Source organism: Xanthomonas prunicola (genome assembly GCF_002846205.1).
GTDB lineage: Bacteria > Pseudomonadota > Gammaproteobacteria > Xanthomonadales > Xanthomonadaceae > Xanthomonas > Xanthomonas prunicola.
Genome location: NZ_PHKV01000001.1, coordinates 1,378,367 through 1,393,629, shown reverse-complemented (window position 1 = coordinate 1,393,629; position 15,263 = coordinate 1,378,367). Strand labels below are relative to the sequence as shown.

General features: G+C 64.9%; 12 protein-coding genes and 1 pseudogene. 9 read left to right on the top strand and 4 right to left on the bottom strand.

Annotated features, from left to right (window positions below; translation table 11 throughout):
• Positions 1-393: 393 nt before the first annotated feature.
• From XpruCFBP8353_RS06300 to hglS, 9 genes are all read left to right on the top strand, one after another.
• Positions 394-1,200, top strand: a complete 807-nt coding sequence (locus tag XpruCFBP8353_RS06300) for an N-acetylmuramoyl-L-alanine amidase (protein WP_101362374.1) — start codon at positions 394-396, stop codon at positions 1,198-1,200.
• A gap of 91 nt (positions 1,201-1,291) precedes the next feature.
• Positions 1,292-2,038, top strand: coding sequence for a M15 family metallopeptidase (locus XpruCFBP8353_RS06295; RefSeq protein WP_207759577.1), 747 nt, complete (start codon positions 1,292-1,294; stop codon positions 2,036-2,038).
• 313 nt (positions 2,039-2,351) lie between these two features.
• Positions 2,352-2,549: a CPXCG motif-containing cysteine-rich protein gene (locus XpruCFBP8353_RS06290; RefSeq protein ID WP_010380036.1), complete on the top strand. Its 198-nt coding sequence runs from the start codon at positions 2,352-2,354 to the stop codon at positions 2,547-2,549.
• Positions 2,550-2,774: 225 nt separating this feature from the next.
• Positions 2,775-3,152: a hypothetical protein gene (locus XpruCFBP8353_RS06285; RefSeq protein ID WP_101362373.1), complete on the top strand. Its 378-nt coding sequence runs from the start codon at positions 2,775-2,777 to the stop codon at positions 3,150-3,152.
• A 225-nt stretch (positions 3,153-3,377) separates the two neighbouring features.
• A complete protein-coding gene (locus tag XpruCFBP8353_RS06280) occupies positions 3,378-3,737 on the top strand; it encodes an EF-hand domain-containing protein (protein WP_101362372.1) in 360 nt (119 codons plus the stop codon).
• 252 nt (positions 3,738-3,989) lie between these two features.
• Entirely contained in the window at positions 3,990-4,397 is a 408-nt protein-coding gene (locus XpruCFBP8353_RS06275; RefSeq protein ID WP_207759599.1) for an EF-hand domain-containing protein, read from the top strand.
• A gap of 37 nt (positions 4,398-4,434) precedes the next feature.
• Positions 4,435-5,187 carry an HAD family hydrolase gene (locus tag XpruCFBP8353_RS06270; protein WP_101362370.1) on the top strand — a complete coding sequence of 251 codons (753 nt, stop codon included), beginning with the start codon at positions 4,435-4,437 and terminating at the stop codon, positions 5,185-5,187.
• A gap of 92 nt (positions 5,188-5,279) precedes the next feature.
• Entirely contained in the window at positions 5,280-5,879 is a 600-nt protein-coding gene (locus tag XpruCFBP8353_RS06265) for a hypothetical protein (protein WP_243391050.1), read from the top strand.
• Positions 5,880-6,038: 159 nt separating this feature from the next.
• A complete protein-coding gene (gene hglS, locus XpruCFBP8353_RS06255) occupies positions 6,039-7,406 on the top strand; it encodes a 2-oxoadipate dioxygenase/decarboxylase HglS (RefSeq protein WP_101362367.1) in 1,368 nt (455 codons plus the stop codon).
• A 29-nt stretch (positions 7,407-7,435) separates the two neighbouring features.
• On the opposite strand, the pseudogene XpruCFBP8353_RS06250 reads toward hglS, so the two are convergent.
• The 4 genes and pseudogenes from XpruCFBP8353_RS06250 to XpruCFBP8353_RS06235 form a co-directional block, all read right to left on the bottom strand.
• A pseudogene (locus XpruCFBP8353_RS06250) lies at positions 7,436-7,833 on the bottom strand (VOC family protein).
• Positions 7,834-7,866: 33 nt separating this feature from the next.
• Entirely contained in the window at positions 7,867-8,295 is a 429-nt protein-coding gene (locus XpruCFBP8353_RS06245) for a VOC family protein (protein WP_101362366.1), read from the bottom strand.
• A 374-nt stretch (positions 8,296-8,669) separates the two neighbouring features.
• Entirely contained in the window at positions 8,670-11,810 is a 3,141-nt protein-coding gene (locus XpruCFBP8353_RS06240) for an efflux RND transporter permease subunit (RefSeq protein WP_101362365.1), read from the bottom strand.
• A 133-nt stretch (positions 11,811-11,943) separates the two neighbouring features.
• A complete protein-coding gene (locus tag XpruCFBP8353_RS06235) occupies positions 11,944-15,192 on the bottom strand; it encodes an efflux RND transporter permease subunit (protein ID WP_162300957.1) in 3,249 nt (1,082 codons plus the stop codon).
• Between the last annotated feature and the right edge of the window lie 71 nt (positions 15,193-15,263).

Genomic DNA, 15,263 nt, shown 5'->3' with positions numbered 1-15,263 from the left:
CATGCGGCGCAGACCGCATCCACGCGTTTTCGCCGTAAGGCGATGACACGCTTGCAGTCCAGTCCAGTCCAGTCCAGTCCAGTCCAGTCCAGTCCAGTGCAGGCCACACGTGTGGGGGTGGGGGAAGTCAGCAGTCCATATTCGTCACAGCCACGGCCGCAGTCGCGGCCACGCGAGTGGCCGTTGCCGCCATAGCCGCCCAGGGCGGTTCTTGCGGAGTCGAGAGACGCAGCCAAATGCCCAACGATCGCAGCACGCAAGCCACAGCGCTGTTGGCGCGCCCATGCCTGGAAGGCCGCGCAAGCACCAACTCGACGGATAATGGTCTTGCGACAGCAGCGTAGCCGAAACGTCTGCGCTGCCCAGGTCGTCCGGCCTTCCCAGGAGAAATCCGTGCTGCCCAGCTTCCCTCTCTCGTCATCGGCCTGGCTGCGTGCCGCCGTCTGTCTGGCCGCGCTGTCGCTGGGCGCCTGCGCGCATGCACCGCAGCGCAATCCGCTGGCGCAGTGGGTTCCCTCGCCCAATTACGATACGCGGCGACCGATCCTGATCGTGTTGCATTTCACCGACCAGCATTCAGTGCAGCAAAGCCTGAGCACGCTGCGCGGCCGCAACAGCGGTGGTCGGGTCAGTGCGCACTATCTGATTGGCAAGGATGGGCAGCGCTACCAGTTGGTCAGCGATGCGCAGCGCGCCTGGCACGGCGGCGCCGGCCGCTGGGGCACCATCACCGACATTAATTCGGCCTCGATCGGCATCGAACTGGACAACGACGGCAGCGAGCCCTTCGTGCCAGCGCAGATCGACAGCCTGCTGATGCTGCTGGATGACCTGTGTAAACGCCTGCGTATCCCGCGCACGCAGATTGTTGGCCACGAAGATGTTGCCCCGACGCGCAAGAACGATCCAGGCCCGTTATTTCCCTGGAAGCGCCTGGCCGAAGCCGGCTTCGGCCGCTGGCCCGCTGCCGACGCGCCTGCAGCACCTGAGGGTTTGGACCCATGGCAGGCGCTTGCCCTGATCGGCTACAGCATCGACGATCCTGCCGCTACACTGCAGGCATTTCACCATCACTATCGCGGTAACAGCGCCACCACGCTGGATGCCGAGGATTTGCGCATCTTGTATGCATTGACCAAAGACGCGAGAACCTCTAGCCCGCGACCGACTCTTGAGCCAACCGAAGGCGACAGCCGCTAGGCCTAGGGCGATCGAGCCACGCCGTGCCTGGTTGCGAAGGACGCAAAGCGCGATCCATCGCGCGGACTCGGCACCTTGCAAGGAAACGAAAATGAAACGAAACCTGCTGGTTCGGAAAGGGCGCTGCTGGCGACAGCGTTTTCTTCGAGACGCGCTGCTGCTGATCGCCATGGCGCCATCTGCCCTGGTCGCCAGCGACGTGCATGTGTCCTCGGCAAAGACCGCCGCAGAGGCTGGCCTTGTGGACGTGCACGCGCTTGCGCCGGACATCGCATTGGACATGCGTTACGCAAGCAGCAACAACTTCACCGGACAGGTCGTGCCGGGCTATCACGCGCCGCGGTGTTATCTGCTGCGGCCCGCCGCCGACGCGTTGGCGCGGGTGGCGCAGACGCTCAAGGCCGAGGGGTACAGGTTGCAAGTGTTTGACTGCTATCGGCCGGTGCGGTCTGTGAAAGCGTTCGTGGCCTGGGCTGCGGAGTTGCAGGATCAGGCGACCAAGGCGCAGTACTACCCGCAGGTGGACAAGCGTGCGCTGTTGGGCGATTACATTGCCCCGACCTCCGGGCATAGCCGTGGCGCGACCCTGGATCTTGGCTTGCTGGAGTGCAAGTCGACTGCGTGCCACGCAGTGGACATGGGCACCGGTTTCGATTTCTTCGATGCGCGTGCGCACACCGACGCGCCGGACATCAGCGCAGCGCAACGCGCACACCGCCAGCGCCTGCTGCGTGCGATGGCGGCCGAAGGATTTGCCAACTATCCAATGGAATGGTGGCATTTCACGTTTCGTCCCGAGCCCACGCCTGATACGGCCTACGACGTTCCAGTGGACTGACGGCGACCGATCAACAGCTGCGTCGGCGCTCACCACCAGGTGGTGCTCGAAATCGGTAGTCGGCTTGCGGCAAGGGTGCATCGCAACGCGGAAGCGGCCACCGTGGATGCCGTCAATCTGTCCGAAGGGTGGATGTGCGAGAAGTGCAGTGCGCGCTTGTCAGCTCCCGGCAGTGCGTGTCGCCATCGCATCGCTGGCAACAGCGCAAGCACCAGCACAGCGCCAGTCGTACACTTCAGCGTCAGCCTGCCGTCGCACCGGCGGCACCGTCCCATCGTCTGATCACCCGCTTCGACAGATCCAAGGAACCCCCATGTCCGACCCGGAACGCTTTGTTGATATCGCCTGCCCGTACTGCGGGGAGTGGATCACGCTGGCGCTGGATCTGACGGGTGGCGACCAGCACTACATCGAAGATTGCCAGGTCTGCTGCAAGCCGATTTCGGTGAGCGTGCGCTGGGATGAGGAGGGCGAGGCGCAGGTGAGTGCGCGTGGGCAGGACGATGCCTGAGCCATCCCGCGGCCATCGCATCCGGCCCGCTTGTCGTCGCGACGCACGACGGCATTGCACCCGGTAGCGGCATGAGTCCAGCCAGCGCCTGCCATCGGCATATCGCTCCGGCTGCAATCGACGCGGCCAGCATCCAGTTCGTTCGGATCGCTCACGTTGCGGTACGCGTGCGGATCCAAGCGCTGCAGCCGCTAGACTGATGCGCCTGCTGCCTGGATCGTCACGATGAATCTGCCCCTGCACTTCGGCCTGCTCGGTTCGCTGGAGGCCGGCCTGATCGCGCTCATCCTGGGCGTGCTGGTTTTTGCGGTGGTGGAACGCATCGGCCGGCGTTTGCAGTTCAACCATGGCCACACGCTCGGCATTGCCTGCCTGCTCACCGTCGCCATCGGCGCCGGTTACGACATCTGGAATCTCGTCTACACCAGCATCGTGCGGCTGGAATCGCCGCTTTACGCGCGCTTGGCACTGGCCAAGATCCACGATCCCAACGAGTTGGGCTCGCGCGTGGTGCTCGAAGTGGCCGGCGCGCTTGCCGGCGTGGTGCTCGGTTGGAAACTGTTCAGTTCCGGAAGCTGGGACGACGACGCGCCGCGCGCCTGACATCGCGGGTGAAAGTGGGGTTTGGATCGCAAAATTTTATGCATTGAATGAGTCGCTTCGGTTTGACTCACCTGCGACTAACAGGCGGTTAGCCGCAAACATTCAGGCGGTGGTTAAAAGACTGTTCTGCGCAAGATTGCATCGGGTTGGACGTTCATTTGCGATGGGTAGGGTGAGGCCATGTGCGGCGACACCGCGCATTCCCAAGCCAAGGAGACCTCCCTAATGAACAATCGCAACCGCACCTCGCTGCTCGCCGCCACCGCCGCTCTTGCTGCCGCTCTGGCGCTGCCGGCGATGGCGCAAAGCACCTCTCAGGATGCCGCAGCGCAGTCGGCTAGTGCAGCGCAGTCGGGTAGTTCGGCCACCTCCGCGCAATCCGGTGGCGGCCAGACCTGGGCCAGCGTGGATACCGATAGTGATGGCGCCATCAGCAAGCAGGAAGCGCAGGTCAACGCGGGCCTGGCGCAAATTTTCGATCAAGCCGACGGCAACGCCGATGGCAAGCTGACACCAGACGAGTACAAGGCGTTCGTCGCCAAGCAGCAGGGGGGCGGGGCTGCGAGCGGGTCGCAGGGCAACTGAGTCGTTGGTGCGATATATCCCTACCAGTCGTGAGAGGAGATATCGCAGCGCAGAGCGCCGGCATTGATCCACGCCAGCGCCTGGTCACACGCTGTAGTACGCAATAGCAACAGGCAATAGCAACAGGATGGTCACGCGGGAGCGATCTGCCAGGGTCGCTCCCGTTTTGTTGACGTCTATCGCGCTAAGGTAATGCGTTACGCCTCGGGCGCTTGTCCAATGTCGCACTCACGTCTTGCACTTCTGGTCGGGTTGGCGATTCCCTGCTGTGCGTTTGCCGCGCCGCCCGAGTTGCCACCGGCCACCCCTGCGCCGTCCCTACCGACGACCGCTGGCGGCACCGCCCCAGCGATGGCGCCCTTGCCAATCGATCCACCGGCACCGGCAACCACGCCCTTGCTGCCGGCCGACGCACCCAGATCCGCCGGATCCACCAGCGGTGCCGAGGCATCCGTTGCACCCTCCGCCGGCAGCTTGGCACCGCGCAGTTTCCGCAGCCTGGATACCGACGGCGACGGATCGCTGACACCGGCCGAGGCGCGTGCCGATCCGGTGTTGCGCGAGAACTTCGCCGCCTTCGACAGCAATGGCGATGGGCGCCTGTCGCGCGACGAATTCGCCAGCTATCAGCCCGGCCCAGGCGATGCTGCAGGCGATTGAGCACAGCGCCAGATCGGTGCGCTGCTAAACTGGCCCGATGAGCGCACTTGCACAACGCGACGGCCAGGCGATCCAACTGGTCGGTTTCGACGGCGACGATACCCTTTGGAAAAGCGAGGACTATTACCGCACCGCCGAAGCGGATTTCGAAGCGATCCTGTCCGGTTATCTGGATCTGGGCGATAGCCGCATGCAACAGCATCTGCTGGCGGTAGAGCGACGCAACCTCAAGGTATTCGGTTACGGCGCCAAGGGCATGACGCTGTCGATGATCGAAACCGCAATCGAACTGACGCAGGCGCGCATCGCAGCCAGCGATATCCAGCGCATCGTCGAGATCGGCCGTGCCACGCTGCAGCACCCGGTGGACGTGATTGCCGGCGTGCGCGAGGCAGTCAGTGCGATTGCCGCCGATTACGCAGTGGTGCTGATCACCAAGGGCGACCTGTTCCACCAGGAACAGAAGATCGCGCAGTCCGGCCTGGCGGATCTGTTCCCGCGGATCGAAGTGGTGTCTGAAAAGGATCCGCAGACCTATGCGCGCGTGCTCGGTGAATTCGATCTGCCGGCGCAGCGGTTTGTCATGATCGGCAATTCGCTGCGTTCGGACGTGGAACCGGTGCTGGCCATCGGTGGCTGGGGCATCTACACCCCGTACGCGGTGACCTGGGCGCACGAGCAGGAGCATGGTTTGGCCACCGACGAACCGCGTATGCGCGAAGTGCCCGACGCCGCCGGCTGGCCGGCAGCAGTGCATGCGTTGGATGCGTTGGCACGGCAGCAGCGCTAGGCCAATCGGTGTTGACCACAAGGTCGTTCGTACCGGCTGGTGCAGACCGTCTTAGGACTGACAGCACCGCAGGCATGCGGCATCATCTGTGCATGCCTGCGTCCCGCTCATCCGTGTTGCGCGCTCTGTCCTTGCTGGCGGCATTGCTGTGGCCGTCGCTGGTCGGCGCGCAAACCTCGCCGGCATCCACAACAGCCGCTGCAACGAAAGAATCGGCGCCGGCGGCGATCCCGGGCACCGGAGATGGCTGGGTGGACCAGCATCTGGCCGACATGGGCAGTTATGCGCAGCGCTATCCGGCCAGCTTCATCGATGAGGTGGCGCGCCATACCGGTACGCCGCGCGTGTACGTGCAGGCGTTGCTGCAAGTGCACGGCTGGCATGCGGGAGATATCTATTTCGCGTGTTTCTGGGCGCAGACCGTGCAGCTGTCGTGCCGTGACACCGTACGCGCCTATAGCCGCGACCATCACGATGGCTGGGAGGGCGTGATCACACGGCTATCGGTGGCGCCGGACAACGCGCATATGCGCGCACTGCGGCACGCCATCGTCGCCAGCTACGACCGCTGGGAACGCCCGATCACCCTGGACGCGTTGCTGCGCCGTCAGCTCGGCGATCCTGCGCAGCGCCTGGAAGCGGCGCGCCAGGCCAGCGAAGCGGCCGAAGCAGCGGCGCAGGCCGGGCTGTAACGCGGTCGTTGCGTCGTCGCGGCCCGCACGCCTGCAGTGTGTGGCTGTCTGCACGCCAACACGCGGCCTGCGATGCTGCCGTGCAGCTGGCCGCCACAGGGCGTGGTCGGCGAGAATGCGGTAACGCTGGCATCGGCCGGCCTCTGCCAAGACCATGCCATGCGCGATACCGTGTTTGTCTCTTCCGATCACATCCGCAGCCTGTTCGCCCAGGCGATGTCGGACATGTATCGCGCCGAGGTGCCGTTGTATGGCGATCTGATGTCGCTGGTGGCGCAGGTCAATGCGCAGACGCTGCAGTCCGATCCTGCGCTGGCCGCACGGCTGCAGCGCAACGACGAGCGCGCACGGCTGGATCTGGAACGGCATGGCGCGATCCGGGTCGGCACGGCGGCGGAACTGGCCACCCTGGGGCGCCTGTTTGCGGTGATGGGCATGCACCCGGTGGGCTATTACGACCTCTCGGTGGCGGGGGTGCCGGTGCATTCCACCGCGTTCCGCCCGATCGACGAAGCGGCGCTGTCGGCCAATCCGTTTCGCGTGTTCACCTCGCTGCTGCGGCTGGAGTTGATCGAAGACGCCACGCTGCGCGCGCAGGCCGAGCAGATCCTGCAGCAGCGACAGATCTTTACCGCCGGCGCCTTGCAGTTGATCGAGCGCTACGAACAGCAAGGCGGGCTGGATGCCGACCAGGCACGGCAGTTCGTGGCCGAAGCGCTGGAAACCTTCCGCTGGCATGGCGATGCCACGGTGTCGCTGCCGACCTATCGCGCACTGAGTGAGGCGCATAAATTGATTGCCGACGTGGTGAGCTTCCACGGCCCGCACATCAATCACCTCACGCCGCGCACGCTGGATATCGACGCGGCGCAGGCGCAGATGCAGGGTGCCGGCATCGATGCGAAGGCAGTGATCGAGGGGCCGCCGCGTCGGCGCGTGCCGATCCTGCTGCGTCAGACCAGTTTCAAGGCGCTGGAAGAGCCGGTGCGCTTTGTCGGCGACGGCGGGCAGCCCGAGCACGGCACGCATACTGCACGCTTTGGCGAAATCGAACAGCGGGGACTCGCGTTGACGCCCAAGGGCCGCGCGCTGTACGACGCGCTGCTGGCGCAGGCGCGCGAGGCCGATGGCGCCGGCAGCACCGGTGCCGATTACGCCACCCGCCTGCAGACCGCGTTCGTGGCCTTTCCCGACGACGAGGCGCTGCTGCGTCAGGAAGGGCTGGGGTATTTCCGCTATGCGCTCACCGACGCCGGCCGCGCCGACCCGGCGCAGGTGGCCGCGATGCCGGCAGAAACCGCGATCGCGCTCGGCTTGGTCAGTGCCGACCCGATCATCTACGAAGATTTTTTGCCGGTCAGTGCGGCCGGCATCTTCCAGTCCAACCTCGGTGGTGCCGAACAGCGCGCCTATGCCGCCCATTCGAGCAAGCGCAGTTTCGAGCAGGCGTTGGGCGCGCAGGTGCACGACGAGTTCGCGCTGTATGCGCAGCTGGAGCGTGAGTCCTTGCAGGGCTTGCTGGTGTAGCCGGCGCTGCGCGCGGCCCCACTGGGGCGTCAGCCCGGCGCGCCGCTACTGTGGAAGACCTCCCATAGGTGGCCGTCCGGGTCGGCAAAGCCGTGTTGATACATGACGCCATAATCCTTTGCTTCGCCGTCGATCTGCTCACCGGCTGCGCGCGCTTTGCTCACCAGCGCGTCGACCTCGGCGCGGCTGCTTACCGCCAATGCAGTGATGGTTTCTGCAGCATTTGCCGTATCGCAGATGCCCTTGTGGCTGAAACCCTGGAAGAACGGCTTGACCAGCAACATCGCGAAAATGTTTTCGCCCAGGATCAGGCAGGTGGCGTTCTCATCGGTGGAGGCCGGATTGAACGTAAGCCCATGGCGGTGAAGAAAGCGACCGCGCGCGGCAGCGACTCGACCGGCAGGTTGACGCAGATTTGCGTGATCATGCGGGGTCTCCTGCGGCGTGACTGGCGTGGTAATCAGAAGCTCCGGTAACGGCCGTTGACCAGCCATTGGATGCCGAAGCGGTCGGTACACATGCCGAAGCCTTCGGCCCAGAAGGTTTCGCCGAACACCATCTGCACCTGACCGCCCTCCGCCAATGCCGCATGCGTGCGTTCGGCCTCAAGGGTATCGTCGAAACCGAGCCCGACCGACACCGGTTTGGCACCCTGCAGCTGCTGGCCTGGTGGCAGGTCCGAGCCCATCAGCAGTGGGCCCTTCGATCCAGCGAGCGTCACGTGCATCACCAGGTCAGCTGCCGCAGCGTCGATCGACATGCCAGATCCAGCGTGCGGTGGCATCTGCGCATAGGTGGTCAGCATCAGTTCGCCGCCCAGCACGTGCTGGTAATGCACAAAGGCCGCGCGGCAAGTGCCTTCAAAATACAGATAGGGCGTGATGTGCATCGGGCAGTCCTTTGGAAGCAAGTCGGCGACGGCGCGGAGTCCTGCGTGCGGTTCTGTCCAGTCAAGACCAGGCCTGTTGTCGGCCATCAGGTCCGGTTGCAGGTCGAGACCGCTACGAGCATTGCCGGGGTGGGCATGCGCCGCAACCAGCGCAGCCTACCTCCCGACACGACCACGTGCAGCCGCCGCGGTCGCTTGAGCGTAGCGGTTGCTGGTGACATCACTTCATGCCGAAACGCATGCGGCTATGTCTGCGCGCAGACACGTGCCAAGACCACTCCCTGGATCACCACGCAGGCGACCATGTCTGCGTGGCTGCGCCGCAACACACTGAAGACCGTACCGCCGGGCTGAGCGGTCTTCGGTGCGAAACCTCACTGCGCTTGTGCCGCCGGACGGCGTGCCGCAGCGCGTTCGGCACGGCGTGCGCGCGCACGTGCGCGACGCGCTTTCCAGCGCGCGCTCAGACACGAGAAAATCACGTACAGCGCCGGGGTGCTGAGCAAGGTCAGGCTCTGCGAGAACACCAGCCCGCCGATCATTGCGATGCCCAGCGGGCGGCGCAGCTCCGAGCCTTCGCCCAGGCCCACCGCCAGCGGCACGGCGGCCAGGATCGCCACCATCGTGGTCATCATGATCGGGCGGAAGCGCACGATCGACGCCTCGCGTGCGGCCGCGCGCGCATCCATGCCGTGCACGCGCTGCGCCACCAGCGCGAAGTCGATCATCATGATGGCGTTCTTCTTGACGATGCCGATCAGCAGCACCAGCGCGATCATCGAGATCACCGACAGTTCGGTATTGGTGATGAACAACGCCAGCAGCGCGCCGACACCGGCAGCCGGCAAGGTGGACAGGATGGTGACCGGGTGGATCAGGCTCTCGTAGAGCATGCCCAGCACGATGTAGACGGTGAGCACCGCCGCCAGCAGCAGAATGCCCATCGAATTGGGGCTGAGCTGCACGTTGAAACTGTCGTCGCCACTGAGGCGGATGCCGTCGGGCATGCGCAAGCCGTCCACAGTGGATTGGATGATCAGATCCGCCTCGCCGGTGCTGACGCCCGGCGCCAGGTTGTAGCTCAGATCCATCGTGGTGTACTGGTTTTCATGAATGATCTGCGGCGGCGCCAGGCCCGGGACCTGAGTGGCGACGGCGGTGATCGGCACCATTTGCCCTGCACGGTTGGGCACGAAGATCTGATCCAGCGCCTTGGGCGTGGCCGTCTGCGACGGCAGGGCATTGACCACCACGCTGTACTGATTGAGATCGGAATAGATAGTGGAAATGGAGCGCTGGCCGAACGCGCCATACAGCGCGCCATCGATGGCGCCGACCGAAATGCCCAGACGCGCGGCCTTGGCGCGGTCGATCACGATGTTCTGGCGCAGGCCCGAGGTATCCACATCGGTGCCGACATCGCGCAGGCGTGGGTTCTTTTTTAACGCGGCCTGCAGTTTGGGCAGCCATTCCTGCAATTGCGCCAGGTCGTTGCCCTGCAGCGATACGCGATATTGGGCGCCCTGGCTGGTGCCGCCGCCGCCGTCGCTGGGCAGGTCCTGGATCGCACGCAGGCGCAGGTCAAGATCCGGGTAACGGTCGGCCTTGGCGCTCAGACGTGCAACCACGTCCGCGGTGGTGTCACGACGGCCTTCATCGCGCTTTTTCAGCTCGATGTTGAACGATGCGCTGGAGCCCTGACGGCCGGAGCCCAGGCGTGCGCCGACGGTTTTCACCGCCGGATCGGCCATCAGCATGTCGGTGATGCGGCGCTGGCGGCTGACCATGTCGGCGAACGACACCGTGGCGCTGGAATTGGCGCGGCCCCAGATCAGGCCGGTGTCCTGTGCGGGAAACGAGCCCTTTTTGACCGCACTACCCAGAAAGATGGTGGCGGCGATCAGCAACAACGGCGTCAACGACAGCAGCAGCGCGTGGCGTAGCGAGAAATCCAGCGCCACCGTGTACACACGCAACATGCGGTCGTGCATGCGGTCCAGCCAGGCGCCGAAACGGCTGGGTTTTTCCGGCTCGCTGTGCGCCGACAGGAAGCGGCTGCATAGCGCAGGCGTCAAGGTCAGCGACACCAGCATCGAGACCACGATCGCCGCCACCAAGGTCACGGTGAACTCGCGGAAGAACGCACCGACCATGCCGCTGGCGAACAGCATCGGGATAAACACTGCCACCAGCGAGGCGGTGATGGAGACGATGGTAAAGCCGATCTCGCGCGCACCGGCTAACGCCGCTTCCATGCGCGACATGCCTTCGTCGAGATGGCGCATGACGTTTTCGATCACGACGATCGCATCGTCGACCACGAAGCCAATGGCGATCACCAACGCCAGCAGGCTGAGGTTGTTCAAGGTGAAGCCGAGCACGTACATCACCAGCGCCGAGCCAGCCAGCGACAGCGGCACGGTGATCGCCGCGATCAGCGTCGGCGCCAGGCGGCGCAGGAACAGCGCCATGGTCAGGATCACCATCACCAGACTGATCATCAGCGTGGCTTGCACCTCGTGCAGCGAGGCGCGAATGGTGGGCGTGCGGTCGAAGTAGGGCGTGAGCGTGGTGCCGGGTTGTAGGTAGCTGCGCAGCTCGGGAATCTGCGCCTTCACCTGGTCCACGGTTTCGACGATGTTGGCGCCGGCGCGGGTGAAGGCATACATCACCACCGCCGGTTTGCCGTTGAACCAGGCGGCTTGATAGGCATCCTGCTGACCGTCGTAGACGGTGGCCACATCGCCCAGCCGCACGATGCGTCCGTTGGACTGCGTGGCGATCGCCAGCTGCGCAAAATCGGCGGCCTTGGACACCGAATCGTTGGCGATGATGGCCATGGTGGTGTTGCCGTCGGACAGGAATCCGGTCGGCGAGGTGACATTGGCTGCACGCACCGCATTGCGCAGATTGTCCGGTGTCAGGCCTAGCGCGTTGAGCGCGCGCAGGTCCACGTCCACGCGCACCGCAGGCGTGGAGGCGCCGGCAATGTCCACCGAGCTGATGCCGGTGATCTGGCGTAGCCGCTGTGCAAGCAGCGAGTCGGCCACGTTGTAGAGTTCATCGGCCGATTGCGTGTCCGAGGTCAACGCGATGGCGATCACCGGGTCGTCGTTCGGGTTGGCCTTGGAGTACATCGGCGTACCGAGTCCGGAGGGCAGGTCCGACTGCGATGCATTGATCGCGGTCTGGATGTCCTGCGCGGCCGAATCGATATTGCGACTGCTCTGGAACACCAGCACGACCAGGCTGCTGCTCTCCGAACTGGACGAGCGCATGCGGTCGATCCCGGGCAATTGGCCCAGGTGACGTTCCAGCGGTGCGGTGACCGTGGAGGCCATGGTGCTGGCGTCGGCACCGGATTGGGTGGCGTGCACGAAGATGATCGGAATCTGGATGTTCGGCAACGACGCCACGCCCAGCCGCAGGTAGCACATCAATCCAATCACGAACAAACCGATCGCCAGCAACGAGGTGCCGATCGGGCGCTTGATGAAGGGCGCGGAGATGTTCATGGGGTGACTGCCGGGAGTCGGGAATCGGGATTCGGGAATCGGGAAAGGCAACAGCCAGCGCAGTTGCCATACGCGCGTGCGGGAAGGCGATGCCGCGGGCAGGCAGACCGATCGGCGATGACGCCATCGGTGGTCATGCCGAGCGCTCCGATGTGGATGCCGCAGTGACGCCGTCACGGCGCGCCGCACGCTGCGCACGCCAGGCACGCAGCCGTTCGCCGCCGCGTTCCATGTACAGATAGATCACCGGGGTGGTGTACAGCGTCACCAGCTGCGAGAGCAGCAGGCCGCCGACAATGGCGATGCCCAGCGGGCGGCGCAATTCCGAGCCGATGCCGGTGCCCAGCGCCAGCGGCAAGGCGCCCAGCATGGCCGCAGCGGTGGTCATCATGATCGGACGGAAGCGCAGCAGGCAGGCGCGCCGGATCGCATCGTGCGCGTTCGCCCCTTCGCGGCGTGCGTCGATGGCGAAGTCGATCATCATGATGGCGTTTTTCTTGACGATGCCGATCAGCAGCACGATGCCGACGATGCCGTCCACCGACAGGCTGAGCCCGCACATCATCAAGGCCAGCAACGCACCGACACCGGCTGGCGGCAGCGTGGAGATGATCGTCAACGGGTGGATGTAGCTTTCGTACAACACGCCCAGCACGATGTAGATCACCACGATCGAGGCCAGCAGCAGCCATACGATGTCGGTCTGGCTGCCGGTGAATTCGGCGGCCTTGCCGACGAACTGCGCATGCACCTGGGTCGGGATCTTGAGCTCTTGGCGTGCTTTTTCGATCGCCGCTACCGCCTGCGACAGCGAATGGCCTGGCGCCAGATTGAACGAGATCGTGACCGCGGGCAGCTGCTGCTGGTGGCTCACCACCAACGGTGTGTTGGTGACCTTGGCTTCGGCCAAAGCGGCCAGCGGAATGATGCTGCCGGCGCCGACCACGATGCCGGTGTTCTGCGCGCCCACACCGGTGGCCGTGGACGAGTTGGACGAGGTCACCTGGCCGAAGCTGGTGGCGTTGGTGCCGGTCAGCGCGCCGCTGCCGTTGCTGGCCACGGCCAGCTGGTTCATCAATGCCGTGCTGCTGCGGAATTCCGGCGCCACTTCCAGCACCACGCGGTACTGATTGAGCTCGGTGAAGATGGTGGAGATCTGGCGCTGGCCGAACGAGTCGTACAGCGTGTCGTCGATGGTCTGCATCGGCACGCCGAGCATGCTGGCTTTGTCGCGGTCGATGTTCAATTCCAGCGCACGCCCCTGGTTGGCCAGGTTGTTGTCCACATCCGCCAGCTCGGGCAGTTTGCGCATCGCCTCGGTCATGCGCCCGGCCCAGGTCGCCAGCTCGCTGCTGTCCACGTCCGAGATCGAGTACTGGTATTCGGTCGCGGCCACACGCGTGTCCAGGGTGACGTCCTGGACCGGCTTGAGGAACAAGGCCACGCCCGGAATGCCGGCCACGGCTTTCTGCAGGCGCGGCAGTACCTCGTCCAGACCATCGCGGTCACCGCGCGTCTTCAGCACGATCGACAGCTGGCCCTGGTTGAGGGTGGGGTTCATGGTGCCGGCGCCGATGAAGGCCGCCACGCCGGTCACCGCCGGGTCTTTCCGCAACGCGGCGGCGACCGCCTGGGTGCGCTGCTCCATCTGCGGGAACGCCACGTTCTGGTCGGCCTGTACCACGCCGGTGATCAGGCCGGTGTCCTGCTCGGGCAGCAAGCCCTTGGGGATGACCACATACAGCACCACCGTCAACGCTACCGCGCCGATCGCCACCGCCAGGGTCAGCGGTTGATGGGCAAGCACCCAGTCCAGGCTGCGCTCGTAAGTGCCCACGGTGCGCGTCCACAGATTGCGCTTGCCGGCGGCGGTTGCGCGCTCGTGCGCGTCTTCGCCTTCGGGCAAGGCATCGGGCTTGAGCAGATAGGCGCACATCATCGGCGTCAGCGTCAGCGACACCAGCATCGAGATCACCACCGCAATCGACAGCACCCACGCAAACTCGTGGAAGAGTCGCCCGGTCACGCCGGGCATCAGCAGCAGCGGCAGGAACACCGCCACCAGCGACACGGTCAGCGACAACACGGTGAAACCGATCTGCTTGGCGCCGATCTCGGCCGCTTCCGGCCCGCTCTTGCCCTGCTCGATGTAGCGCACGATGTTTTCGATCATCACGATCGCATCGTCGACCACGAACCCGGTGGCCACCACCAGCGCCATCAGCGACAGGTTGTCCAGCGACATGCCCGCAAATGCCATCACCGCGAAGGTGCCAGCCAGCGACAGCGGCACCGCCACCGAGGGAATGATGGTGGCCCATAGCCGGCGCAGGAACACGAAGATCACGGCCACCACCAGCGCAATGGTCAGCACCAGGGTGAACTTCACTTCGTGCACCGAGGCGCGGATGGTTTCGGTGCGGTCGGAGAACACCTCCAGATGCACATCGGCCGGCAACACCGACTGCAGCTGCGGCAGGATGCTGCGGATCTGCTCCACCGTCTGCACGATGTTGGCGCCCGGCTGGCGGCGGATCTCCAGCAGTACCGCCTGCTTGCCGTCGGCCCAGGCGGCCAGCTGGTCGTTTTCCACGCCATCGACCACGTTGGCCACATCCGCCAGCCGCACCGGGCGGCCATCCTTGTAGCTGATGATGGTCTCGCGGTACTGCGCCGCATCGGTGAGCTGGTCGTTGGTGCCGATGCTGTAGGACTGGGTCTTGCCGTTGAGCGAGCCCTTCGGCGCGCTGACGTTGGTCTGGGTCAGCGCGCTGCGCAGCGACTCCATGGTCAGGCCCATGTTGGACAGCTGCGCCGGATTGACCTGGATGCGCACCGCAGGGCGGACGTTGCCGGCGATCGAGACCAGGCCCACACCCGGCACCTGCGACAGACGCTGGGCCAGAATCGCATCCGCGTAGCGGTTGACCTCGCGCAGCGGTAGCGAATCGGAGGTGAGCTTGAGCGTGAGAATCGCCGCGTCTGCCGGGTTGACCCGGTTATAGACCGGCTGGTAGGGCAGCGAGGAGGGCAGGGTGGCCTGGCGGATCGCCGCCTGCACATCCTGCGAGGCGATATCGATATCGCGCTCCATCGAGAACTGCAGAATGATGGTGGACAGGCCCGCCGACGAATCGGAGGTCATCATCTGCAGGCCGGAGATCTGCCCGAACTGGCGCTCCAGCGGCGTGGTCACCAATGAGGCCATGGTGGTCGCATTGGCACCGGGGTACTGGGTGGTGACGACCAGGCTGGGGGCGTCGATTTCCGGCAATGCAGAGACCGGCAGTTGACGGTAACCGAGAATGCCTAACAGCAGGACGCCGGCCATCAACAACGAAGTAGCGATCGGGCGGCGGATGAAGATGGTCGAAAAGCCCACGGGGGGTGTCCTTGCTGAAGACGTCAAGCGAAGCCGGCGCATGCAGCGCCGACGCACGCCGGCGACGGAAG

Excerpts from the sequence above, each read along its gene's own strand:
- XpruCFBP8353_RS06295 (WP_207759577.1), top strand. The coding sequence starts at position 1,292 with ATGAAACGAAACCTGCTGGTTCGGAAAGGGCGCTGCTGGCGACAGCGT.
- XpruCFBP8353_RS06290 (WP_010380036.1), top strand. The coding sequence starts at position 2,352 with ATGTCCGACCCGGAACGCTTTGTTGATATCGCCTGCCCGTACTGCGGG.
- XpruCFBP8353_RS06285 (WP_101362373.1), top strand. The coding sequence starts at position 2,775 with ATGAATCTGCCCCTGCACTTCGGCCTGCTCGGTTCGCTGGAGGCCGGC.
- XpruCFBP8353_RS06280 (WP_101362372.1), top strand. The coding sequence starts at position 3,378 with ATGAACAATCGCAACCGCACCTCGCTGCTCGCCGCCACCGCCGCTCTT.
- XpruCFBP8353_RS06270 (WP_101362370.1), top strand. The coding sequence starts at position 4,435 with ATGAGCGCACTTGCACAACGCGACGGCCAGGCGATCCAACTGGTCGGT.
- XpruCFBP8353_RS06265 (WP_243391050.1), top strand. The coding sequence starts at position 5,280 with ATGCCTGCGTCCCGCTCATCCGTGTTGCGCGCTCTGTCCTTGCTGGCG.
- hglS (WP_101362367.1), top strand. The coding sequence starts at position 6,039 with ATGCGCGATACCGTGTTTGTCTCTTCCGATCACATCCGCAGCCTGTTC.
- XpruCFBP8353_RS06245 (WP_101362366.1), bottom strand. The coding sequence starts at position 8,295 with ATGCACATCACGCCCTATCTGTATTTTGAAGGCACTTGCCGCGCGGCC.
- XpruCFBP8353_RS06240 (WP_101362365.1), bottom strand. The coding sequence starts at position 11,810 with ATGAACATCTCCGCGCCCTTCATCAAGCGCCCGATCGGCACCTCGTTG.